Here is a 22415-nt window from a genome sequence, read left to right as displayed (position 1 = left end):
CATTTTCCGCAGGAGAGTGTCAATAAACGTCGCAGGAGATAAAACAAGGTCGACAACATGCGCATCGTTGCGCCATCAGTGCCGGGCGAGCAGCACCTCGCTTTCCCGGCGTCCCGCCATGCCCCGTGTAAACAGCAGCAGGCAGGCCGTGATGACCACGATGACGGGGATATTCAGCAGCGCATACGTTTCCAGTGCATAGCCGAAGCGCTGGCACAGCACGTTGTACAGCTGCAGCCAGGCGGACAGATAAATGCAGTACAGCAAGCTCATGGCGGCCGTCGTCAAGGTCATCGATTCTTTGCTGGCCGTGAGCGCGCTGCGGATCAGGGCGCCGTTGAACAGGCCGAAGCCGATGGAATAGACAAACATGCAGGCCGCAAACACGTCGACGTGATGGCGGCCCGCGCCGGCGCCCAGCATGCCGGCGGCCGCGATCAGCCCGCCCAGGCGCAACAGGGACACGAGGGGGAAATCCTGGCGCAGGCGCTGGATGGCGATGCTGCTGAGCACAAAGCCGGACAAGATCACGCATTGCAGGGCGATATACGTGGCGTAGGAGGCGCCCATTTCCTGCAGCACGAAGAGGGGCGAAAAGCCGATCCAGGCCGTCAGGGGCACGGTGGCCAGTCCGGCCGTGAACATGCCGAACATGAAGCGCCGATTGCTGAAAATGGCGCCATAGCTGCGCGCGATGGCAGCCAGGTCCAGCCGAGCGACCGGCGCCGGCGTGCGCGGCATGGTCTTGCACAGGCCCAGCAAGGACAGCAGCGCCAGCAGGCCGGAGAGGAAAAACACGTAGCGCCAGTCCAGCCGGCTGATGATGGCGCTGCCGAGGATGGGACCGGCCAGGGGCGCGAGGATGGTGGTGCTCGACAGAATGCTGCTCAGCTTGACGGCCGCCATGTCGTCGAACAGTTCATGGATCATGGCATAGCCGACGAAGATGAAGCAGCAGCCCATGCCCTGGATGAAACGCGCGACGAGAAATTGCTCGATCGAAGCGGTCAATGGCACCGCCAACGTGGCCAGCAGGAACAAGGTATTGCCGGTCAACACGAGCTTGCGCTTGCCGATGGCGTCGGCCAGGGGCCCCAGGAAAATCTGCAGGGAACTGCCGCCCAGCAGATACAGGCTCAGGGACAAGGGGACGAATTTCGCCTCCGCCTGGAACTCGCCGACGATGCCCAGCATGGCCGGCATGATCATGTCGTTGGACAGATAGATATTCAGTTCAAAGACGAGGAAAAACGCAAAAAACCACAGCAACTGCTTGGACTTGATGGACATGGCGCGTTCCGTAACGTGGGTGGCTGCCGTCAGTGCGTACCGGCTGTCGGGGCATGGGACGGCGGACACGACTTCACTGAAAACGTGTACCAATTGTATACCAGTTAGTATTTTTAGCGCCTGTTTTTGTGATTTTTAAATACCGCAGCAATACCACTTAATGAAAAACCGTGCTGCTGCAGCATTGGAAATTGGCACTAAAAAGGGCGCGGCCAGCGTGCCGGCGCGCGGCAGCGGTCTTGCGGGAGAAAGGAAAGCGATGCGTACCAGTGCCTGCGCACCGTTGCGGCGCGCGGCACGGCGGCTTATCGGCGGCGGTGGCTGGCGAAGAAATCGAGCAGCATCTTGCTGGCGTCGGGCTTGGCCTTGTCGTTGAACGGCAGGCTGGCGTCGCCGCCGCTCCAGGCGTGCTCGAGGTGCTCGACCTGCGCCACGCGCAGCAGCACCTGCTTGTCCACCTGGTAATCGTGCAGCGCATACGCATGGGCCGGATTGCGCCCGCCCGCCGCGCCGCCAGGCAGGCGCTGCGCCGTCACCACGGTATCGACCGGCAAGCGGTTGACGCGCACGCTCTGGCGCACCAGTTGCGTCTGGTTGATGGGCCGCACCACCTTGTCGGCCAACCCTTGCAGCAGGATGGTGGGCAGGCGGGGAAACCCGGGCTGGCGCGCCAGCACTTCATCGATGGCCGCGTCGGCGCGGGCGGCCGCGCCATGCTGCATCACGCCCAGCGCGCCGATCAGGTTATGCCCGGCGCCAAACACGGGCCCGGAATGCAGGCCCAGCGCGGCGAACAGCTGCGGATGGTTCAGGGCCACGATATGCGCCATGCCGGCGCCGGCGGAAATGCCGCAGATATAGATGCGCGCGCGGTCGATCGCATAGCGGGCCGCCACCTGCTCGATGGCGCCGACGATCAGGCGCACGTCGCCGCCGCCGTCCTGCGTCAGCTTGTCGTACCACTTCCAGCAGCGGCGCGCATGCGAGCGCAGCGATTGCTGCGGATACAGCACGGCATAGCCCTTGCGCTCGGCCAGGCGGTTCATGCGCGTGCCTTCGGCAAACTGCGTGGCGCTCTGCTCGCAGCCGTGCAGCATCACCAGCAGCGGCCGGCCCCGGCTGCGCATGGCGGCGCTCGGCGCCTTCTCGGGCAGGTACAGGAAATATGGCAGGCGCCGGCCCGGCAACTGCCCCAGTTCCGGCAACGGCGCATAGTGGGCGGCCAGCCACTTGCCCGGCGGGGGCGCCGTTCGCTTGCGCACGCGCGATGGCGACAGGGGCGTGCCGAAGGGCGCCAGGGCGGGCAGCGCGTCGCTGGCGGGCCTGGCGCGCGGCTTGTGGCTCGCCTGCGTGGTCTTGGCCACGACCTTGCTGCGGGCTTTGGCCTTGGGCTTGGCCGGCACGGGGCCGAACAGCACCTTGGCCAGCTTGCTGGCCGTGCGCTGCTGCGCCTTACCGGCGCGCAGCAGCCCGCGCAGCCATTTGGTGGCGGGCTTTACCATGGCAAGCGGCGCGCATGGCGTGGTGGAGCGTACCGCAAGTTCATCCCACTGCATCGTTGCATCGTCAGCATGTGCGGCCTCCTCCGTAGAATGCATAGAGTACCGCAATTGTCTGACAACACCGTACGTTTGCACACGGATAAAAGTGCCGCTGGCACGATTGAGGCAGATCAAGCGCGACCTCGTGCGCATGCTTAATCTGGATGTTCGATCCGCACTTCACCAGAGGAGAGAACACCATGAGCTATCTGGACCGCGACATCCTGGGCATGTACCGCAACCACGACGGCCCGGGGCCGGCACTGATGGGGGCAGATACCCTGCTCGGCGACGATGTCTACAATCACAACGACGAGGAACTGGGCGACATCAAGGAAATCATGCTCGACATGCGCACGGGCCAGATCGCCTATGCCGTGCTGTCCTTCGGCGGCATCCTGGGCATGGGCGACAAGCTGTTTGCCGTGCCCTGGGAACGCCTGACCCTGGACACCGTCAACAAGCGCTTCCTGCTCAACGTGGACAAAGACCTGCTGAAAGACGCCCCCGGCTTCGACAAGAACAACTGGCCCGACATGGGCAGCGAAGCATGGAACCAGCAGATGGAAGCCTTCTATGGCAGCGGCACGCGCTACGGCAGCGGCGCCATGGCAGGCAGCCGCATGCCATCCGGCAGCGACCTGCGCGGCAGCGCCAGCCTGCAATCGGGCAGCGAAGGCAGCATGTCCGGCACCTCCATGAGCGGCAGCCGCGCCGGCACGGGCAGCAGCCAGGGCGACCTGGGCTCGCGTTCGGCGCTCGGCGATGACAAGATGGATAAGCGTAGTTGACGAGAAAGGTCTTAAGTAGCGCAGAGTACGCGGCGCTTCGCCTCGGCGGCTCTGCTAATCCGGCAGAAAACGCTTCAGAATTTAGCGAACAAGCGACTATAGCCGCCCATCGTTAGTGTCACGGTGCCTCTAGAAACCGTAGCGAGCAAGCTCAATATTGCGTTGAGTAGCGCAACCGTACTCTAGTACGGTGAGCAACGCCGACGCAATAGTGAGTTGCGCAGTAGGTTTATAGAGGTACTATCACCGCTGCATCGACTCCCATACCTTCTGCAGGCGCTTGGCCGAAACAGGCATCGGCGTGCGCAATTCCTGCGCGAACAGCGACACGCGCAGCTCTTCCAGCATCCAGCGGAAGTCGACCAGTTTCGGGTCCGTGTTCTTGCCAGCCTGGCGGTCCTTGGCCTGGCGCAAATACGGAGCGGCCGCCGATTGCCACTCGGCCATCAACTTGGTGTCGCGCGCTGGGTCGGCGCGCAGCTTTTCCAGGCGCACATTGATCGCTTTTAAGTAACGGGGGAAGTGCGCCAGCTGCGTGTACTCGTTTTCCGTCAGGAAACGCTTATGCACGAGTCCCTGCAGCTGCGACTGGATATCGGTGGCCGCCGCTGCAGGAATATTCTGCAGGCGCTTGGGCAAGCCGTGGAATTCCGTCAGCACTTGCGACAGCAAACGGGCGATTTCATTGACCAGCAAGACCAGGCGCGACTTGCCCTCCGCCTGGCGCTTGGCGAACGAGGCGGCGTCCAGCGGCAGCGGATCTTGCAAGCAAGCAATATCGAGCGCCTTGTTGATGATTTGCTCGCGCAACTCTTCCTGCGAACCGAGGGCCATGAATTGCATGCCCATCTGCTGCAAACCGGGGATGCTTTTCTCGACGTACTTGATCTGCTCCTTCATTTGCAGCGCGAACAGGCGGCGCAACCCCACCTTGTGCGTGCGGGCGGCTACGGTCGGGTCGTCGAACACTTCCAGGTCGCAATGCGTGCCCTTGTCGACCAGCGCGGGGAAGCCGATCAGGGTCAGCTTGCCTTGCACGATTTCGAGCAACTCCGGCAATTCTCCAAAGGTCCAGCCCGTCAAGCCCATGTGCTGCGAGACGGTGGCATTGCCCGACGCCGGTGCCGCAGCAGCGGCTGCGCCCTTGGCCGGCGCGCCGCCCTTGCCTGGCGCCGCGTTGGCACCCTGCGCTTGCGCCTGCAGCCGCGACGCCACTTGCGCGCCCGCCACCTTGGCACCGGGCGTGCCCGTGCCGGACACGCCCGACACTTCGGCCAGTTTCTGGAAACTCTGGCGCGCCTGGCCGCCGAATTCCGCTTGCAGGGTGGCCAGGTTGCGGCCCATGTCCAGCTGGCGGCCATGCTCGTCGATCACCTTGAAATTCATGAAGTGATGGGCAGGCAAGGTTTCCGGCTTGAAATCCGTCGTCAGCACATTGATCGTGATCTGCGTGCGGATGTCGAGGATGATGGCGTCGACCAGGTCGCCGCGGCCGAACACGCCAGCCTCGTGCACGCGCTCGCAGAATTTCGCCGCGTAATCGGGCAGCGGCACGCAGTGGCGGCGCAGCTTTTGCGGCAGCGATTTGAGCAGCAGATGCACTTTTTCCTTCAGCATGCCCGGCACCAGCCATTCGCAGCGTTCGCGCGGCAACTGGTTCAGTGCATACAGGGGTACCGACAACGTCACGCCATCGCGCACGCTGCCCGGCTCGAAGTGGTACGTGAGGCCCATTTCCAGGCCCGTCACGGACATGGTTTTCGGGAACAGGTCGGTGGTCACGCCGGCCGCCTCGTGGCGCATCAGCTCTTCGCGGTTCAGGTACAGCAGCTTCGGATTCTCGCGTACGGCCTCTTTATGCCATTTCTCGAAACCGGCGCCATTGCACACGTCCGCCGGCAGCAGCTTGTCGTAGAAGGCGGCGATCAATTCATCGTCGACCAGCACGTCCAGGCGGCGCGATTTGTGCTCGAGGTTTTCGATGTCCTTGATCAGCTTGTGGTTGTGCGCAAAGAATGGCGCGCGCGTGTCGAAGTCGCCGCCCACGAGGGCGTCGCGGATGAAGATTTCGCGCGCTTCCGGCAAGTTGAAATTGCCATAATTGATGCGCCGCTGGCTGTACACCACCAGGCCATAAAGAGTAGCCCGTTCGGACGCCGTCACCTGCGCCGAGCGTTTTTCCCAGCGCGGCTCGCCCCACGATTTCTTCAGCAGGTGCTCACCCACCTTTTCCAGCCATTCGGGCTGGATCTGCGCCACGCAGCGCGCGTACAAACGCGTCGTGTCGACCAGCTCGGCCGCCATGATCCACTTGCCCGGTTTTTTCAGCAGCGAGGAACCGGGCCAGATATGGAACTTGATGCCGCGCGCGCCCAGGTAGCCCGCGCCCGGCTCGTCCTCGCCCTTGAAGCCGATATTGCCCAGCAAGCCAGTCAGCAAGGCCATGTGCAGATTATCATAGGTAGCGGGCGCTTCGTTCAGGCGCCAGCCCTGTTCCTTGACGATGGTCAACAACTGCGAGTGCACGTCGCGCCATTCGCGCAAGCGCATCTGCGACAGGAAATTCGTGCGGCAATTGTCTTGCAGCTGGCGGTTGGTTTTCTTGTGTTCGATGGCCGATTCGAACCAGCGCCAGATTTTCAGGTAGCTGAGGAATTCCGACTTTTCATCGGCAAACTTCTTGTGCGCCTCGTCGGCCGCCTGCTGGTGCTCCATCGGGCGGTCGCGCGGGTCTTGCACGGACAGGGCCGAGGCGACGATCAGTACTTCCGTCAGGCAGGCGTTGTCGAGCGCGGCCAGGATCATGCGGCCCACGCGCGGGTCCAGCGGCAGCTTGGCCAGCTTGTTGCCCAGCGGCGTGAGTTTATTGACTTCATCGACGGCGCCCAGCTCCTGCAGCAGCTGATAGCCGTCGGCCACCGCGCGCGCCAGCGGCGGCTCGATGAAGGGGAAGGTTTCCACGTCCGTCAGGTGCAATGACTTCATGCGCAGGATGACGGCCGCCAGCGAGGAACGCAGGATTTCCGGCTCCGTGAATTTCGGGCGCAGCAAATAATCCTGCTCTTCGTACAGGCGGATGCAGACGCCGTCGGCCACGCGGCCGCAACGCCCGGCGCGCTGGTTGGCGGCCGACTGGGCGATCGGCTCGACCTGCAGCTGCTCGACCTTGTTGCGGTAGCTGTAGCGCTTCACCCGCGCCAGGCCCGCGTCGACCACGTAGCGGATGCCGGGCACCGTCAGCGACGTTTCCGCCACGTTGGTAGCCAGCACGATGCGGCGCGCATTGCTGGTCTTGAACACGCGCTCCTGCTCTTCGGCCGACAGGCGGGCGAACAGGGGCAAAATTTCCACATGCGGCGGGTGGTGCTTGCGCAGCGCTTCGGCGCAGTCGCGGATTTCGCGCTCGCCCGGCAAGAACACCAGCACGTCGCCCGAACCGATGCGGCACAGCTCTTCCACGCCATCGACGACGGCATCCATCAAGTCGCGCTTTTCGCGCGCGGCAGCCGTCCTCTGGCCAGGTTTGTCAGGGTTGGCGACACCCGGCATGGCCACCTGTTCCCGTTCGACGGGACGGTAGCGCACTTCCACCTGGTACAGACGGCCCGACACTTCGATCACGGGCGCCGGTTTTTCCGGCGTGCCGAAATGGCGCGCGAAGCGTTCCGCATCGATGGTGGCCGAGGTGATGATGATTTTCAGGTCGGGCCGGCGCGGCAGCAGCTGCTTCAGATACCCAAGCAGGAAGTCGATGTTCAGGCTGCGTTCGTGCGCTTCATCGATGATGATGGTGTCGTAATTTTTCAACAACGGGTCGGTCTGTGTCTCGGCCAGCAAGATACCGTCCGTCATCAGCTTGACGGACGCGCCCTTCGTCAAGGTGTCGGCAAAGCGCACCTTGAAACCCACGGTTTCGCCCAGCGGCGTGCCCAGTTCCTGCGCGATGCGCTTGGCCGTCGACGAGGCGGCGATGCGGCGCGGCTGCGTGTGGCCGATCAAGCCCTTCTGTCCGCGTCCCAGTTCCAGGCAAATCTTCGGCAATTGGGTCGTCTTGCCGGAACCCGTCTCGCCCGAGACGATGATCACCTGGTTTTCCATCAAGGCCTTGGCGATTTCTTCGCGCCGGCCCGAGACGGGCAAGTCTTCCGGATACGTGATCGGCGGCAGCGGGTTGCGGAAAGCCTTTTCCGCTTCGCGCGCGGCGCGGGCCGCATCGCGGGCTTCGCGGCTTTTCTGCCCCTCGCGCGGCGGGCGCGCGGCCTGGGGCTTGCCCTCTCCCGATCGCTGCTGCTGTTGCTGTTTCTGCTGTTCCGCGCGCGGCGCTTGCTGCCTTTGCTGGCTCACGGGCGGGCGCTGGCGGCCCTGCGCAGGCGTGGCGGCAGGCGCGGAAACATCCCCGCTGGCGGGCACATTTGCAACGGTGGAAGGAGGGGAAGACTTATTGCTGGCTGAAGACATTGTTTTTTACAGGTATTTTAAGCGCGCACATCGCGCAGCGAATTATAATGCGCTTAATGGAAAACCCTACCCAATTCGTCCAATGGCTGCGCTCAGTCGCGCCCTACATCCACGCCTTTCGCGGCAAGACCTTCGTGGTCGCCTTCCCCGGTGAACTCGTCAGCGCCGGGGCGCTGCAGGTGCTGGCCCATGATTTGTCCCTGCTGCATGCGCTGGACATCAATGTCACCGTCGTCTACGGCTCGCGGCCGCAGGTGGCGGAACAACTGGCCTTGCGTAACGTCGAAGGCCGCTTCCACAACGGCGTGCGCATCACGGACATCGCCGCGCTGGAATGCGCGAAGGAAGCCGCCGGCGAGCTGCGCCTCGATATCGAGGCCGCGTTCAGCCAGGGCTTGCCGAACACGCCCATGTCGCATGCGGCCATCCGTATCATTTCCGGCAACTTCATCACGGCGCGCCCGCTGGGCGTGATCGATGGCGTGGACCTGGAACTGACGGGCATCACGCGCAAGGTCGATGCCGAAACCATCCATTCCATCCTCGGTTCGGACGGCCTGGTGCTGCTCTCGCCGCTGGGATTCTCGCCGACCGGCGAAGCGTTCAACCTGACCATGGAAGACGTGGCCTGCAGCGCCGCCATCGCCCTGCACGCAGACAAGCTGATTTTCATCACGGAAACACCGATGATGGAAGATGCGACGGGCGTGGAAATCCGCGAACTGTCGTCGCACCAGGCCGAAGCCGTGCTGATGGCGGGCTTCCTGCCCGACGCCACGGCGTTTTACCTGAAACATTGCGTCAAAGCATGCCACAACGGCGTCGAGCGCTCACACATCGTGCCGTTCTCGATGGATGGTTCCGCCCTGCTGGAATTGTTTACCCATGATGGCGTGGGCACCATGATCAGCCATGAAAACCTGGAAAGCTTGCGCCAGGCCACCATCGAAGACGTGGGCGGCATCATCAAACTGATCGAACCGCTGGAAGCGGACGGCACTTTGGTCAAGCGGGGCCGCGAGCTGATCGAGCGCGAAATCGATTATTTCTCCGTCATCGAGCATGACGGCGTGATCTTCGGCTGCGCCGCCCTGTACCCGTTCCCCGCGCAAAAGATGGCAGAAATGGCATGTTTGACGGTCAACCCGGAAGTGCAAGCCCAGGGCGACGGCGAACGCATCCTGAAACATATGGAAAACCGCGCGCGCGCCGCCGGCCTGAACAAGCTGTTCGTGCTGACCACGCGCACTTCGCACTGGTTCAAGAAACGGGGCTTCGTACCGGCTACGGTCGACGATTTGCCGAAGGACCGCCAGCATATGTATAACTGGCAACGTAAATCCCAGGTTCTCATCAAGACACTGTAAAACTGAAAAAGCCCGGCATGCCGGGCTTTTTCTTTACTGAAACACCTTTATTGAAACACCATTACTTGATGTTCAGCGGGGCAAACGACTTGACCAGGTCGTCGAGCGCCTTCAATTGCGCCAGGAACGGTTCCAGCTGGTCCAGCGGCAAGGCGCTGGGGCCGTCGCAGCGGGCGTTGTCGGGATCAGGGTGGGCTTCCAGGAACAGGCCGGCAATGCCGACGGCCAGGCCGGCGCGGGCCAGGTCCGCCACTTGCTGGCGGCGGCCGCCCGAAGCGGCGCCACCGGGGTCGCGTTGCTGCAGCGCATGCGTGACGTCGAAGATGATCGGCAAGTCGTCGCACGTCTTCTTCATGACGCCAAAGCCCAGCATGTCGACCACCAGGTTGTCGTAGCCGAGGCAGGTGCCGCGGTCGCACAGGATCAATTGATCGTTGCCCGCTTCCTTGAATTTCTCGACGATATTGGCCATCTGGCCAGGGCTGAGGAATTGCGGCTTCTTGATGTTGATGACTTTACCGGTTTTCGCCAGGGCCACGACAAGGTCCGTCTGGCGCGCGAGGAAGGCGGGCAATTGCAGCACGTCCACCACTTCGGCCACCTGCTGCGCCTGCCATGGTTCATGCACGTCGGTAATGACGGGCACGCCGAACGCCGCCTTCACATCCTGGAAGATGCGCATGCCTTCTTCCAGGCCCGGACCGCGGTAGGAATGGATCGATGAACGGTTGGCCTTGTCGAAACTGGCCTTGAACACATATGGAATGCCCAGTTTTTGCGTGACGCGCACGTATTCTTCGCAAGCGCGCATGGCGAGATCGCGCGATTCGAGCACGTTGATGCCGCCAAACAGCGCAAAGCTGCCTGTATTGCTGACATCGATGCCATGGACTTTCACTGAGGTCATAGGGATTCCATATTGGTTAATTATTACTACTTGGTTGGAAGAGGCGCCGCCAGCGGCTGGCGCGATAAGGCATCTTACTAGCTAGGGCGGCGCAGATCAAATTTGATCCAGCGCAAGGGCGCGGCAAACGGCGTGTCGCCGGGCCGCGACGGCCCCGCGAGGGCAGGCGCAAAGTGCCTTATAATCACGCTTTATCTCTACACTGATTCAGGAGCACAGATGGCCCGCACGATCCACTGCATCAAACTCAACAAGGAAGCCGAAGGACTGGATTTCCCGCCGTACCCGGGCGAACTGGGCAAGAAGATTTACGAATCCGTGTCGAAGGAAGCGTGGGCTGCCTGGCTCAAGCACCAGACCATGCTGGTCAATGAAAACCGCCTGAACCTGGCCGACGCGCGCGCCCGCAAATACCTGGCCACGCAGATGGAAAAGCATTTCTTCGGCGATGGCGCCGATGCGGCCATGGGTTACGTGCCGCCTACGGAATAAGCTGTATCGCTTGCCCGTGACCACGTCACGGGCAGTTACGCCTTCGTTTCACGCCTTTCCCCGCCGTTTCACGGCACCGCCTCCCCGTTTCGTCGCAAGCCGCTCGCCGCCCACGCCGCCGGCTGGCACAGTACGTCCATCGACAACTTCACACCAAGGCGGACACCATGTTGCAGCAAATCTTCAGCCACACTCCCCTCTACGTCTGGGCCATCCTGGGCTTTCTCGTCTACCGCGGCGTGCTGGCCAGCCGAGCCCGCGAAGTGACCTTGCGCAAGCTGTGCATCATTCCCCTGGTCATGCTGGCCCTGTCGCTGAGCGGCGTGCATGGCAGTTTCGGCTTGGCCGGCGTGGCGCCGTTCGTCTGGAGCGCCGGCGCCCTGGCCGGCGCGGCGCTGGCATGGTCGCTGACCAAGACAGACACCATCGTGGCCATTCCCGAACGGGGCAGCGTGCAGCGCCCCGGCAGCTGGGTACCCATGATCTTGATGATGAGCATTTTCTGCATGAAATATGCGGTCGCCGTGACCCTGGCCGTCGCCCCCGCCTATGCCCATGCGGCCAGCTTCATCGTACCTGTCTGCCTCGCCTATGGCTGCTTCAGCGGCATCTTCCTCGGCGGCTTGCTGCGCACCGTGGCCGTGTACCGCCAGGCACACATGACAAGCGGCCCGCAAGGGGCCGCCGTTTAACACATCTATGCCGGCGAACGCCGGCTATCATCTTAGTACGCCAGGGTACGCACGCCTTCCGGCATGCCCAGCAGGCAAACGTTGGCGCCGCGCACGGCGAACAGGCCGACGGCGATGACGCCGACGATCTGGTTGATCTGCTGTTCCAGCGCCACCGGGTCGGCAATTTTCAAGCCCAGCACGTCGATGATCTCGCCGCCGTTATCCGTAATGAACGCTTCGGTAGTCCCTGCCTTCAGGCGCAGGCGGGGCGTGCCGCCCAGCGCGGCCAGCTGGCGCGACACGGCGGCGCGCGCCATCGGCACCACTTCCACCGGCAGCGGGAAGGCGCCCAGGGTTTCCACCAGCTTGGAGCCGTCGGCGATGCAGACGAACTGTTTGGATACGGAAGCAACGATCTTTTCACGCGTCAATGCCGCGCCGCCGCCCTTGATCATGGCGCCGCTGGCCGTGATTTCATCGGCGCCGTCGATGTAGACGGCGATCGACTCGACATCGTTCAGATCGAAGACGGGAATGCCATGGCCGGCCAGGCGTGCGGCCGTCGCTTCGGACGACGCGACCGTGCCCTTGATGCTGTCCTTGATCTTGGCCAGTTCATCGATGAAGAAATTGGCGGTGGAACCGGTGCCGACGCCGATGATTTCACCTTTTACTACGTAGTCGATGGCGGCGCGGGCTACGGCTTGCTTCAATTCGTCTTGGGTCATGACATTCAGGCTAAAGTGAGGAATGGCGCTATTTTAACGGATTGCCAGCCCGGCCAGCCGGCCATCATGACCGACAAGGCGCCGCGATACAACAGGCAAGCGCGAAAACCTTGCCCTAAGGCAATTGCGCGTCCATTTACACTCTATGCCCTTTAAAATATGCGAAAATGGCACGATTGACCGATATGACGTTTCAGGAATAGCACATGAATCACAGTAAACAGGTACTTGTTGTCGATGACAGCCGGGTTTCACGTTTGATGTCGCATCAGTTCATCCTCAGCAAACATGCCGACTGGCAAGTGATTGAGGCGGCGACGGGTGAGGAAGCCCTGGAAAAAGTCAAGACCGCCACCCCTGTACTGATACTACTGGATGTCAACATGCCCGGCATGGGCGGCATCGCGGCGGCGGAACAATTGCGCGCGCTGTGTCCGCAGACGCACATCATTCTCGTCACGGCCAATGTGCAGAACGCCACCCGCAACCGCGCCAGCGAACTGGGCGTCGGCTTCATGGAAAAACCGATCACGGAAACGCGCATCCACCAGCTGATCGAATCACTGGGACTGTGAGCATGGTCAATCTTTCCGAACTCGAGAATGATGCCCTGGTAGAGATATTCAACATCGGGGTGGGCCATGCGGCGGCGGCCATGAGCGAGATCGTGAATGAAGAAGTCACCATGTCGGTGCCGTCGATCACCTTCCTGAACCGTGCCGACGCGGCCGCCTTGCTGGGCAGCAAGAAGGATGGCGAACGCATCTGCGGCGTCAGCCAGCATTACGATGGCGCTTTCGCCACCGAAGCCATCCTGATGTTTCCCGAGGACAAGAGCCTGGAAATCGTGCGCCTGATGGTGGGCGACGCCATGCCGCTGCAGGAACTGACGGAGATGGAACAGGAGGCGATGAGCGAGATCGGCAACATCATCCTCAACTCCTGCGTCGGAACCCTGGCCAACCTGTTCGACAGCGAACTGCATGGCTCGCTGCCCCTGTACCACGTGGGCACCAGTGCGGAAATCCTGTCCTCGTTCGGCGGCCAGGATGACGAAGCCGTCGTGCTGATGCTGCATATCGACTTCGTGCTGTCCAAGCACCAGATCCATGGCTATGTGGCCTTCGTGCTCGACCTGTCCGCCCTGCACGACCTGAAACAGCAGGTCAGCCGCTACCTGGCCAAGGTCCTGGGACAGGCGTGACGATCATGCCGGATGCATTGCATCGACTCGCCCTGCTCGAGAGCATACTCGGCGCCGTGAACCTGGGCGCCATCGTGCTCGATGAACAGCACCGCATCGTGCTGTGGAACAGCTGGATGGCGCGCCACTCGGCCCGCCAGGCCGACGCCGTGCTGGGCCAGGATTTCTTCGCCGTCTTCCCGGAAATGCGGCACAAGCGCATCGATTCGGCCATCACCCAGGCCCTGCGCGACAATTTCCAGTCGCTGCTGTCGCAAACCCTGCACAAGGCGCCGTTTGCGCTGTACACGCATGGCGCGGCCACGGGCGGCAACGACGGCGAGGAACGCATGCAGCAAGCCATCGCCGTCACACCGATCAATTTACCCGATTCGCCGCGCCACTGCCTGATCCAGATCAATGACGTCACCATCGCCGTGGGACGCGAAAAGCTGCTGCGCGAACAGACCATGGTCTTGCGCTCGCAAACCTTTTCCGACGGCTTGACGGGCATCGCCAACCGCCGCCACTTCGACGTGGCGATCGAGAAGGAAGTGCGGCGCGCCATGCGCACCAGCAGCCCGCTGTCGCTGCTGATGATCGACATCGACCATTTCAAGGATTACAACGACCATTACGGCCACCAGCAGGGCGATGATTGCCTGATCCGCGTGGCGGCCGAGCTGGCCGCCATGCTGCAGCGCCCCACCGACTTGCTGGCCCGCTATGGCGGCGAAGAGTTTGCCGCCATCCTGCCCGATACGGACGCGGCGCAGGCGCTGCGCATGGCCGAGGCGATCCGCCAGCATGCGGCCGACCTGCGCATTCCGCATGCCAAAACGGGCAATGAGGTCAAGCACATCACGGTCAGCATCGGCATCGCCACGCAGTACCCGCAGCAGCCGCTGGCCATCTCCGCCCTGATCGGCGCCGCCGACCGCGCCCTGTACCAGGCCAAGGGCGCCGGGCGCAACCGCGTGATGGCGCAGTCGCTATAAAAAAAGCAACGCAGGGCAAAGGATTCCAGTAGACATCTTTACGGCGTGTGCGTAGACTCGTCACTGATTGCAGCAACAATAACAAGAATTTATCTGTGGTATCTATCCCTGCGCATGGCCCACCCATGCGGGACATGGCCAGGAGCGCTTGTGAATCTCGATCCTCCCCTCATATCCGGCTTGCCGGGTGCCGGCATGGATACGACCATGGTGAACGGCATGCGCCTGCTGCTGTCGAGCGCCACCTTGCTGACCCTGTTCATCGACCCCGAAAGCGCCGGCAAGCTGAGCAAGATCACCTGGCTGATCTTTTCCGCCTACACCATGCACAGCCTGCTGCTCTATTTGCTGACCCTGCTGGGCCTCAGCCTGCCGCAGGATATCTTGCTGTACTGGCTGGACGTGGCCTGGTATGCGCTGATCGTGTTTTCCACCAGCAGCCACAACAATTTATTCTTCCTGTTCTTTTTCTTTGCCATCCTGACCTCGTCGTTCCAGCGGGGCTTCGAGGAAGGTGCGCGCGTCACCCTGGCCTCGGCCGGCCTGTTTGCCGCCACCGCCCTGTTCGGCGAAACGGATGCGGAACTGTCGCGCCTGCTGTTGCGCACCACCTTCCTGCTGGCGCTCGGCTACATGATCGCCTACTGGGGCGGCTCGGCCATTACCCAGCGCAGCCACCTGGCGCTGCTGCGCGATGTCAGCCAGCTGTCCAATCCGCGCTTCGGCGTGGACCAGACCATCACTTCGGTGCTGGAAAAAACCCGCAGTTATTTCAACGGCCGCAGTTGCCTGCTGATCATGCAGGACAAGGGCACGCGGGTCTGGTCCCTGCGCAGCGTGATTCATACGGGCACGGGCGTCGTGCATACGAGTTCGATCCTCAGCGACGATGCGGCCAGCCCCCTGCTCGCCTTCCCGTACGACAAGATCGCCCTGTACAACCAGCCCGCCGGCCGCTGGCTGCCATGGTCAGGCGGCGCGCGCATGCTCGAACCCGACAGCGGGCGCTGGCTGCGGCACGACGACGCAGCAGGCGGCCGCCTGGCCGAACTGCTCGAAGCGCACGCCTTCATCAGCGCGCCGCTGCCTTTGCGCAATGGCAAGGGCCGCATCTTCATCGTGTCCGCCACCAGCATGAGCAAGACGGACGCCCTGTTTCTCAGCCATATCGGCGCGCAGGCGTTCCCCGTCATTGAAAACATCGATCTGCTCGACCGTCTGGCATCGCAGGCGGCCTCGCGCGAGCGCGAAAAGATCGCGCGCGACCTGCATGACACGGCCGTGCAGCCGTATATCGGCTTGCGCCATGGCCTGGCCGCCCTGCGCAACGAAGCCACGCCGGGCAACCCGCTGCTGCCCGAGCTGGAAAAGCTGATCATCATGTCGGGCCAGGTGATCACCGACCTGCGCAGCTATGCGCGCACGTTCAAGAATGGGCAAGTGCAAAGCGAGCCGGAACTGCTGGTCGCGCTGCGCCGCCAGGCCACGCAGATCCGCGAATTCTATGGCATCGACATCGCCCTGCATATCGAAGGCGACCTGCACATCAACGACCGCCTGGCGGCCGAAGTGTTCCAGATCGTCAACGAAGGCATGAGCAATATCCGCAAGCATACGTCGGCGCGCCATGGCGCCGTCAAGCTGACCTGCGTGCAGGGCGCGCTGCACATCAGCATCGACAACGAATGCGCCGCCGCGCACGTCCCCGACTTCCTGCCCGACTCGCTGGCCGAGCGCGCCGCCGCCCTGGGCGGCACCGCCCGCGTCACGCATGGCATGCTGGGCAACACCTCCGTGCAGATCGAGATCCCCATATGAATGACTTACGCCACATCCCTCCGGCCGGCCATGTCATCAGCGTCATGCTGGTGGACGATCACAAGACCATGCTGTGGGGCCTGGAGCGGCTGATCGGCGGCGAGCACTCGGGCATGCGCGTGGTCGCCACGGCGTCCGACAGCGCCGAGGCGCTGGAGCAGGCGAAGGCGCTGCAACCGGATGTGATCGTGCTGGACCTGGACCTGGGCGGCATCAGCTCGCTGGCCATCCTGCCCGCGCTGGCGCAGTGCGGCAGCACGCGCGTGCTGGTGCTGACGGCCAGCCACGACCAGGCCATCCTGGACCAGACGGTACTGAAAGGCGCGCGCGGCATCGTCAGCAAGGACGCGCCGGCGGAAATGGTCTTGAAAGCCATCGAAAAGGTGTACCAGGGCGAACTGTGGCTGGAACACGCGATGCTGGGACGCATGCTCACGCAGCTGACCCAGCCCGGCGGCGGCTCGGCGCAAGCCATCGCCGTCGCCAGCCTGACCCTCAAGGAAAGAAAGATCATCGCCGCGCTGGTGCACGGCAGCGGCACGCCGGCCAAGCTGCTGGCGGACCAGCTGTTCATCTCCGAACACACCTTGCGCAATCACCTGACGTCGATCTACCGCAAGTTGGGCGTGTACAACCGCCTGGAACTGTACGCCTACGCCACCAAGCACCAGCTGGGCCAATTGCCGCCCGGCGCCTGACGCCATTCCCCCGCACGGCCACTGCACGGCCGCGCACGCCCTTCCCCCGCCGCCCCCTGCGCCAGCCACCGGCATGGCCTCCCTTCGCCCCTGCGCGCCAAACTCGACCATGACAATTGTCACGGAAAAAACAAGCAGTTCCTCCTCGCAATAAAAGGATGTTCTTCTGATGTAGATCAAGGTGCCGACTTCTATAGTGGATTTACCGGAGTGCAAATCACCGCGCGGCCCACCACAACACGGAGCACAGCATGCGCTTTGACAAGTTTCTTCCGACAGCCCTGATCACCTATTTACAGGGCAAGGAAAAGGCTGCGTTCTACCGCTATGCACTTGTGGCGGCCCTCATGGCGGTGGTCTGCATCATCGGACTGCTGGCACTGGGCGAAAGTCCATGAGTGCGCCAGGAAGCAACGCTGCCATGCCGTTTTACCCACCGCTGTACCTTAACCACCACCAGGAGTTGTCATGAACCTCATCAAAAACTTTATCCGCGAAGAAGATGGCGTCACCGCAATCGAGTATGGCCTGATCGCTGCCCTGATTGCCGTAGTGATCATCGCTGCCGTCACCATCGTCGGCACGCAGCTGAAAAAAACGTTCAGCACCATCGGCACCAAGCTCACCTCCGCCAATACCGCTGCCGCCTGAACACGGTACTCCGGGCTGGCACGTCGCCAGTCCGGTTACCGCCAGGTCAACGCCACAGGCAAGTTTCCCCCTGCTCACCTATCAGAGGCCCATCGTGAAAACTCTCTTCAGCCGTTTATCCGACGAGTCCGCCGTCACGGCGATCGAGTACGCGCTGCTGGCGGGCCTGATCGCGGCAGTGCTGGTGATCACGATCACCCTGCTCGGTGACCAGGTCAAGCTGCTGTTTGTCTACGTCAAGGACCAAGTGGTCCTGGCCCTGTCATGAATACCCTGCGCGCCTCGCTGCGCACCCACCGCGCCCTGCTGCTGATCGTGCTGCTGTATGCCGCCGCCGCGGCACTGCTGGCCGGCGGCCTGCCCAGCGCCTCGGACACCCTCAACGTACTGGCCGGCTTCCTCGTGGCCATCCTCACGGGCCCCGTCTTCATCCTGTGCGGCTACACCATCCATGTCATGGTGGTGAAACGCCCGCACCGCCTGTGCCACTATCTGTACCACGATCTGCGCCGCTACCTGAGCAACGAGCGCCTGCTGCACGCGCTGCCAGCCATGCTGCTGATCCCCGTCTTCGCCTCCAGCTTCACCGTCTTCAAGGCCGCCATCCCCCGCCTGCATCCGTACACCTGGGATGCCAGCCTGTCCGCCTGGGACATGGCGCTGCATGGCGGCAAGGCCCCATGGGAAAGGCTGCAGCCACTGCTGGGCCACCCGCTCATCACGGGCCTGCTCAACTTCAGTTACCACTTCTGGTTCTTCCTGTTCTACGCCATCCTGTACTGGCTCATCCTCGATACCCGCCGGCCGCTGCTGCGCATGCAGTTCCTGCTCAGCTTTGCGCTGACCTGGATCGCCCTGGGCAGCATCCTGGCCGTGCTGTTTGCCTCGGTCGGCCCCTGCTACTACGGCCACCTGCACGCCAGCGACCCGTATGCGCCGCTGATGGCCTACCTGCATGACGCCAACCAGCACGTCCCCGTGTGGGCCCTGCAAGTGCAGGACATGCTGTGGCAAGGCTATCAAAGCAAGGGCACGAACGGCGAACTGGGCATCTCCGCCATGCCCAGCATGCATGTGGCCACGGCCGTGCTGATGGCGATCATGGGCTGGAAAGTGAGCCGCGCCGCCGGACTCGCCCTGTCCGCCTTCGCCGTGCTGATCCTGCTCGGCTCCATCCACCTGGGCTGGCACTATGCGCTCGACGGTTATGTGGGTGCGGCCGGCGCGGCGCTGGTGTGGCACCTGGTGGGACGCATGCTGGGCAGCCAGGCCGCAGCCCCCGCCATGAACCTGGCCACGGCGCCCTGCCTGAGCAAGGGAGGACTGACATCATGAGCGCCCACCTGCCCATGCTGCTGTGCCTGGCCATGCTGGCCACCCTGCTCGCCGCCGCGCTGTGGCACGACCTGCGCACGCGCCGCATCCCCAACCTGCTGGTGCTGTGGGGCACGCTGGCGGGGCTGATCCTGAACAGCTTCGTGCCATCCGGCGCCGGCCTGTTCGACGCCTCCTTCGGCGGCCTGGGCCTGCTGCAGGCGCTGGCCGGCGCCGGCGCCGGACTGGCCCTGCTGCTGCCCATGTACCTGCTGCGCGCCCTCGGCGCCGGCGACGTCAAATTGATGGCCATGTGCGGCGCTTTCCTCGGCCCCGATGCGGTGCTGGAAGCGGCCCTGCTGACCTTCCTGTGCGGCGGCGTGCTGGCCCTGGCCGCCGCGCTGGCGGGCCGCCGCCTGCGCCTGGTGCTGCGCAACACCTATCACATGATGCTGGGCGCGCTGCTGCACAGCCTTGCCGGCGGCGCCGCCACGATCGCCGAACCGCCGCCAGCCACCGGCAAGCTGGCCTACGCCTTCGCCATTGCCAGCGGCACCGCGCTGCAGGTGTTCCTGCAATACCACCATCTGTGGAGCCTGCGCTGAAACGCGCCGCTCCGACGACCAGCCACCACAGGACCCGACCATGCACACCCTCGCCACCCTCTGCCACTCGCGCCACGCCAGCCTGTTCACCAGCATCGCCATGGCTTGCCTGTGGACCTTCTTCGCCAGTGCCCACGTGGTGGGCTACCTGCAGGGCGGCGACTGGAGCTATTTGCTGTTCTGCGCCGCCGAAACCCTCGCCGCCCTGTTCTTCATCGTGCGCTCGGCCCCCGTCAGCGTCTCCACCGATGCGGGCGACTGGCTGCTGGCCATCGGCGCCACCTTCGCCCCCTTCCTGCTCTCGCCCGCCGACATGGCCATCTGGCCCGGCGCGCGCTACCTGCTGGCCCTCGGCAGCCTGCTGCAGATCGCCGGCCTGCTGTCGCTGAACCGCAGCTTCGGCCTGGTGGCGGCGCAGCGCGAGATCAAGACGGGCGGCGCCTACCGCGTGGTGCGCCATCCGCTGTATGCCAGCTACCTGATTTCCCTGAGCGGCTACCTGCTGGCCAATACCTCGCCCATGAACGGCGTCGTGTACGTGCTGGCCATGCTGATGCTGGTGGCGCGTTTGCTGCGCGAAGAGCGCTTCCTGTCCACCGACGTGCGCTATCGCGTCTATATGCGGCAGGTGAAGTACCGCCTGCTGCCCTTCATTTTCTGATAACCGGCCACCCAAGCAAGAGGAGTACCTATCATGCCTGACACCTATCCAGAACGCAGCGACGGCGGCGGCATCGAGCCGGCGGCCAAGCGCGCGCCACGCACGGTCGAGGAAACGGGATTGCCCTTCCTGTTCCTGGTCGAACTGCTGGTCAAGATACTCTTCCTGCGCGGCCAGATCGGCCTGCCAGCCCTGTCGACGCACGTGAAACTGGGCGCCGGCGTACTCGAACCGCTGCTGACCTTCATGCGCGCCGAAAAGCTGTGCGAAGCACGCCGCAACGGCGGCAGCGGCACCGACGCCGACCTGTATTACCTGCTGGGCGATCAGGGCCGCCTGCGCGCCGCCGAATACATGCGCCGCAATGCCTACAGCGGTCCCGCCCCCGTCACCCTGGCCGACTACAGCAACCAGGTGCTGGCGCAAAGCGTGGCGGACATGCAGGTCACCCGCGACGACGTGCAGCGCGAATTTCGCGACGTGGTGGCCAGTTCGGCCGTGCTCGACCAGCTGGGCGCGGCCATGAATTCCGGGCGCGCCCTGTTCTTCCACGGCCCCGCCGGCAGCGGCAAGAGCTATCTGGCCGAGCGCCTGAACGGCCTGCTCAGCGGCGCCATCGCCCTACCCCATGCCGTGATGGTCGACGGCGAAGTGCTGCCCTTCCTCGACCCCATGCTGCACACCCTGTCGCACGGCGGCTCCGTGCCGCCCGACCCGCGCTGGGTGCGCGCCGAGCGTCCCGCCGTGCTGACGGGCGGCGAGCTGACGCTCGACATGCTGGACCTGCAATTCGACCAGGGTAACCGCCTGTACCAGGCGCCGCCGCACCTGAAGGCCAATAACGGCATCTTCATCATCGACGACCTGGGCCGCCAGCGCTGCTCGCCCGTGGAGCTGATGAACCGCTGGATCGTGCCGATGGCGCGGCATATCGATTACCTGTCGCTGCACACGGGCTACAAATTCCCCGTGCCCTTCGACGTCATCGTCGTGTTCTCGTCGAACCTGGCGCCGCAGCACCTGGCCGACGACTCGTTCCTGCGCCGCATCGGCTACAAGATCCACGTGGGCCCCCTGAGCGCCTACCACTACCTGGCCGTGTTCCGCAGCACCTGCGCCCAGCTGGGCATCAATTTCGACGAAGCCTCCTACACCTACCTGCTGCACCTGCACAGCCAGTACCAGCGGCCCTTGCTGGCCTGCTATCCGCGCGACATCCTGGCGCAGGTGTGCGACCAGGCGCGCTATGAAGACCACGCGGCGCAGCTGAATCCGGAAGTGCTGCTGTGGGCATGGAAAAACTATTTCGGCAGCGATGACGACCTTGCAAGCACACATAACGGACCGGCAGCGGTCCAGCACAAAGGGGAAGCAAAATGAGAAACGCACGCGCTCTGACGATGATGGCCATTGCGGTCATCCTGGCGTTCGCCGCGGTCATCGTGGCCGCGCGCTGGATCAATGCCCAAGCCTCGGGCAACATCAACAAGGTGGCCGTGGCCCAGGTCGACATCAGCCTGGGTGCGCGCCTCACGCCCGACATGGTCCGCATGGTGGACTGGCCATCGAACGCGCTGCCGCCGGGCGCCGTCAACGATCCGAAACTGCTGGAAACGCGCGTCACGCGCACCAGCATCCAGCACGGCGAACCGATCATGGAAGGCAAGCTGGCGCCTCCCGGCACGCAAGGCGGCCTGTCGGCCGTCGTCGCCGAGGGCAAGCGCGCCATGACCGTGCGCGTCAACGACGTGGTGGGCGTGGCCGGCTTCGCCCTGCCCGGCAACTTCGTCGACATCCTCGTCAACACCCAGGGCGAAGGGGCGCGCAAGACACCGGACCGCGATCCGAACATTTCCAAGATCGTGCTCGAACGCATCCTCGTGCTGGCCATCGCCCAGGAATCGAGCCGCGACGACACCAAGCCCAAGGTGGTCAACGCCGTGACCCTGGAGCTGACACCGGAGCAGGCGGAAAAACTCGACCTGGCGCGCAGCGTAGGCACCCTGTCGCTGGTGCTGCGCAACCAGGTCGAGGACAAGCCCGTCAACACGGAAGGCGCCACCAAGTCCAGTTTGCTCGATGAAAAAGTCGCCATGGCAGCCCCCGCCGCCATGGTGCAAGCCAAGCCGCTCCCCCGCCGCCGTCCTGCCGCAGCAGCTGCGCCACAGGCCGGTCCACGCGTCGATGTCATCAAGGGGCTGGAACGCAGCTCCCAACAATTCTAACCTGCACCAGAGGA

22 protein-coding genes are annotated in these 22415 nt (G+C 63.5%); 17 read left to right on the top strand and 5 right to left on the bottom strand.

Annotation, left to right across the window (positions count from 1 at the left end; genetic code table 11):
- Positions 1-75: 75 nt before the first annotated feature.
- Together CLU94_RS20085 and CLU94_RS20080 are read right to left on the bottom strand one after the other, a co-directional pair.
- Positions 76-1290, bottom strand: a complete 1215-nt coding sequence (locus tag CLU94_RS20085; protein WP_099666917.1) for an MFS transporter — start codon at positions 1288-1290, stop codon at positions 76-78.
- Between the two features lie 305 nt (positions 1291-1595).
- Positions 1596-2792, bottom strand: coding sequence for an extracellular catalytic domain type 1 short-chain-length polyhydroxyalkanoate depolymerase (locus tag CLU94_RS20080; RefSeq protein WP_099666916.1), 1197 nt, complete (start codon positions 2790-2792; stop codon positions 1596-1598).
- 239 nt (positions 2793-3031) lie between these two features.
- Here CLU94_RS20080 and CLU94_RS20075 point away from each other — a divergent pair, with 239 nt between their 5' ends.
- A complete protein-coding gene (locus CLU94_RS20075) occupies positions 3032-3622 on the top strand; it encodes a PRC-barrel domain-containing protein (RefSeq protein ID WP_099666915.1) in 591 nt (196 codons plus the stop codon).
- Positions 3623-3865: 243 nt separating this feature from the next.
- On the opposite strand, the gene hrpA is transcribed toward CLU94_RS20075, so the two are convergent.
- The gene (gene hrpA, locus CLU94_RS20070) at positions 3866-8080 is read right to left on the bottom strand and encodes an ATP-dependent RNA helicase HrpA (protein ID WP_099666914.1); all 4215 of its coding nucleotides are present in this window, start codon (positions 8078-8080) and stop codon (positions 3866-3868) included.
- A gap of 56 nt (positions 8081-8136) precedes the next feature.
- Between hrpA and argA the strand changes: the two genes are divergently transcribed.
- Positions 8137-9447: an amino-acid N-acetyltransferase gene (argA, locus tag CLU94_RS20065; RefSeq protein ID WP_046685875.1), complete on the top strand. Its 1311-nt coding sequence runs from the start codon at positions 8137-8139 to the stop codon at positions 9445-9447.
- 61 nt (positions 9448-9508) lie between these two features.
- Here argA and kdsA read toward each other — a convergent pair whose 3' ends face one another.
- A complete protein-coding gene (gene kdsA, locus CLU94_RS20060) occupies positions 9509-10354 on the bottom strand; it encodes a 3-deoxy-8-phosphooctulonate synthase (protein ID WP_034750794.1) in 846 nt (281 codons plus the stop codon).
- A 219-nt stretch (positions 10355-10573) separates the two neighbouring features.
- Here kdsA and CLU94_RS20055 point away from each other — a divergent pair, with 219 nt between their 5' ends.
- Positions 10574-10846: an oxidative damage protection protein gene (locus CLU94_RS20055; protein WP_034750797.1), complete on the top strand. Its 273-nt coding sequence runs from the start codon at positions 10574-10576 to the stop codon at positions 10844-10846.
- A 122-nt stretch (positions 10847-10968) separates the two neighbouring features.
- On the top strand, positions 10969-11538 hold the full coding sequence (locus tag CLU94_RS20050; RefSeq protein WP_306558526.1) for a DUF6622 family protein: 570 nt from the start codon (positions 10969-10971) through the stop codon (positions 11536-11538).
- Positions 11539-11570: 32 nt separating this feature from the next.
- Here the strand turns inward: CLU94_RS20050 and rpiA are convergent, their stop codons facing one another.
- On the bottom strand, positions 11571-12248 hold the full coding sequence (gene rpiA, locus CLU94_RS20045) for a ribose-5-phosphate isomerase RpiA (protein ID WP_077407708.1): 678 nt from the start codon (positions 12246-12248) through the stop codon (positions 11571-11573).
- 206 nt (positions 12249-12454) lie between these two features.
- Between rpiA and CLU94_RS20040 the strand changes: the two genes are divergently transcribed.
- From CLU94_RS20040 to cpaB, 13 genes are all read left to right on the top strand, one after another.
- Entirely contained in the window at positions 12455-12823 is a 369-nt protein-coding gene (locus CLU94_RS20040) for a response regulator (protein WP_077407710.1), read from the top strand.
- Between the two features lie 2 nt (positions 12824-12825).
- Positions 12826-13452 (top strand): chemotaxis protein CheC, encoded by a 627-nt coding sequence (locus CLU94_RS20035; RefSeq protein ID WP_034786994.1) that lies wholly within the window; start codon positions 12826-12828, stop codon positions 13450-13452.
- Positions 13453-13457: 5 nt separating this feature from the next.
- The gene (locus tag CLU94_RS20030) at positions 13458-14429 is read left to right on the top strand and encodes a sensor domain-containing diguanylate cyclase (RefSeq protein WP_099668402.1); all 972 of its coding nucleotides are present in this window, start codon (positions 13458-13460) and stop codon (positions 14427-14429) included.
- 150 nt (positions 14430-14579) lie between these two features.
- Positions 14580-16247, top strand: a complete 1668-nt coding sequence (locus CLU94_RS20025) for a sensor histidine kinase (protein ID WP_180278712.1) — start codon at positions 14580-14582, stop codon at positions 16245-16247.
- Positions 16244-16945: a response regulator gene (locus tag CLU94_RS20020; protein ID WP_251350351.1), complete on the top strand. Its 702-nt coding sequence runs from the start codon at positions 16244-16246 to the stop codon at positions 16943-16945. The genes CLU94_RS20025 and CLU94_RS20020 overlap by 4 nt, the downstream gene beginning before the upstream one ends.
- A gap of 251 nt (positions 16946-17196) precedes the next feature.
- Positions 17197-17343 (top strand): hypothetical protein, encoded by a 147-nt coding sequence (locus CLU94_RS28445; RefSeq protein ID WP_158300249.1) that lies wholly within the window; start codon positions 17197-17199, stop codon positions 17341-17343.
- Positions 17344-17413: 70 nt separating this feature from the next.
- Complete coding sequence (locus CLU94_RS20015) at positions 17414-17596, top strand: Flp family type IVb pilin (RefSeq protein WP_035821247.1); 183 nt, start codon at positions 17414-17416, stop codon at positions 17594-17596.
- 94 nt (positions 17597-17690) lie between these two features.
- Positions 17691-17864, top strand: a complete 174-nt coding sequence (locus CLU94_RS20010) for a Flp family type IVb pilin (protein WP_077407717.1) — start codon at positions 17691-17693, stop codon at positions 17862-17864.
- Positions 17861-18931 carry a phosphatase PAP2 family protein gene (locus tag CLU94_RS20005; protein WP_099666911.1) on the top strand — a complete coding sequence of 357 codons (1071 nt, stop codon included), beginning with the start codon at positions 17861-17863 and terminating at the stop codon, positions 18929-18931. The genes CLU94_RS20010 and CLU94_RS20005 overlap by 4 nt, the downstream gene beginning before the upstream one ends.
- Positions 18928-19515, top strand: coding sequence for a prepilin peptidase (locus CLU94_RS20000; protein WP_218965309.1), 588 nt, complete (start codon positions 18928-18930; stop codon positions 19513-19515). Before CLU94_RS20005 ends, CLU94_RS20000 begins: the two co-directional genes overlap by 4 nt.
- A gap of 40 nt (positions 19516-19555) precedes the next feature.
- Complete coding sequence (locus tag CLU94_RS19995) at positions 19556-20176, top strand: methyltransferase family protein (protein ID WP_099666910.1); 621 nt, start codon at positions 19556-19558, stop codon at positions 20174-20176.
- 33 nt (positions 20177-20209) lie between these two features.
- A complete protein-coding gene (locus CLU94_RS19990) occupies positions 20210-21556 on the top strand; it encodes an ATP-binding protein (RefSeq protein WP_180278711.1) in 1347 nt (448 codons plus the stop codon).
- Positions 21553-22401 carry a Flp pilus assembly protein CpaB gene (gene cpaB / locus CLU94_RS19985; protein WP_099666909.1) on the top strand — a complete coding sequence of 283 codons (849 nt, stop codon included), beginning with the start codon at positions 21553-21555 and terminating at the stop codon, positions 22399-22401. Before CLU94_RS19990 ends, cpaB begins: the two co-directional genes overlap by 4 nt.
- The last annotated feature ends 14 nt before the right edge of the window (positions 22402-22415 follow it).

It is taken from the genome of Janthinobacterium sp. 13, assembly GCF_002749695.1.
Lineage (GTDB): Bacteria > Pseudomonadota > Gammaproteobacteria > Burkholderiales > Burkholderiaceae_D > Janthinobacterium > Janthinobacterium kumbetense.
This window is presented reverse-complemented; position numbering and strand designations above follow the sequence as displayed.

What these genes read in the sequence shown, in the direction of transcription:
- CLU94_RS20085 (WP_099666917.1), bottom strand. Translation starts at nt 1,290, where the DNA reads ATGTCCATCAAGTCCAAGCAGTTGCTGTGGTTTTTTGCGTTTTTCCTC.
- CLU94_RS20080 (WP_099666916.1), bottom strand. Translation starts at nt 2,792, where the DNA reads ATGGTAAAGCCCGCCACCAAATGGCTGCGCGGGCTGCTGCGCGCCGGT.
- CLU94_RS20075 (WP_099666915.1), top strand. Translation starts at nt 3,032, where the DNA reads ATGAGCTATCTGGACCGCGACATCCTGGGCATGTACCGCAACCACGAC.
- hrpA (WP_099666914.1), bottom strand. Translation starts at nt 8,080, where the DNA reads ATGTCTTCAGCCAGCAATAAGTCTTCCCCTCCTTCCACCGTTGCAAAT.
- argA (WP_046685875.1), top strand. Translation starts at nt 8,137, where the DNA reads ATGGAAAACCCTACCCAATTCGTCCAATGGCTGCGCTCAGTCGCGCCC.
- kdsA (WP_034750794.1), bottom strand. Translation starts at nt 10,354, where the DNA reads ATGACCTCAGTGAAAGTCCATGGCATCGATGTCAGCAATACAGGCAGC.
- CLU94_RS20055 (WP_034750797.1), top strand. Translation starts at nt 10,574, where the DNA reads ATGGCCCGCACGATCCACTGCATCAAACTCAACAAGGAAGCCGAAGGA.
- rpiA (WP_077407708.1), bottom strand. Translation starts at nt 12,248, where the DNA reads ATGACCCAAGACGAATTGAAGCAAGCCGTAGCCCGCGCCGCCATCGAC.
- CLU94_RS20040 (WP_077407710.1), top strand. Translation starts at nt 12,455, where the DNA reads ATGAATCACAGTAAACAGGTACTTGTTGTCGATGACAGCCGGGTTTCA.
- CLU94_RS20035 (WP_034786994.1), top strand. Translation starts at nt 12,826, where the DNA reads ATGGTCAATCTTTCCGAACTCGAGAATGATGCCCTGGTAGAGATATTC.
- CLU94_RS20030 (WP_099668402.1), top strand. Translation starts at nt 13,458, where the DNA reads ATGCCGGATGCATTGCATCGACTCGCCCTGCTCGAGAGCATACTCGGC.
- CLU94_RS20020 (WP_251350351.1), top strand. Translation starts at nt 16,244, where the DNA reads ATGAATGACTTACGCCACATCCCTCCGGCCGGCCATGTCATCAGCGTC.
- CLU94_RS28445 (WP_158300249.1), top strand. Translation starts at nt 17,197, where the DNA reads ATGCGCTTTGACAAGTTTCTTCCGACAGCCCTGATCACCTATTTACAG.
- CLU94_RS20015 (WP_035821247.1), top strand. Translation starts at nt 17,414, where the DNA reads ATGAACCTCATCAAAAACTTTATCCGCGAAGAAGATGGCGTCACCGCA.
- CLU94_RS20005 (WP_099666911.1), top strand. Translation starts at nt 17,861, where the DNA reads ATGAATACCCTGCGCGCCTCGCTGCGCACCCACCGCGCCCTGCTGCTG.
- CLU94_RS20000 (WP_218965309.1), top strand. Translation starts at nt 18,928, where the DNA reads ATGAGCGCCCACCTGCCCATGCTGCTGTGCCTGGCCATGCTGGCCACC.
- CLU94_RS19995 (WP_099666910.1), top strand. Translation starts at nt 19,556, where the DNA reads ATGCACACCCTCGCCACCCTCTGCCACTCGCGCCACGCCAGCCTGTTC.
- CLU94_RS19990 (WP_180278711.1), top strand. Translation starts at nt 20,210, where the DNA reads ATGCCTGACACCTATCCAGAACGCAGCGACGGCGGCGGCATCGAGCCG.
- cpaB (WP_099666909.1), top strand. Translation starts at nt 21,553, where the DNA reads ATGAGAAACGCACGCGCTCTGACGATGATGGCCATTGCGGTCATCCTG.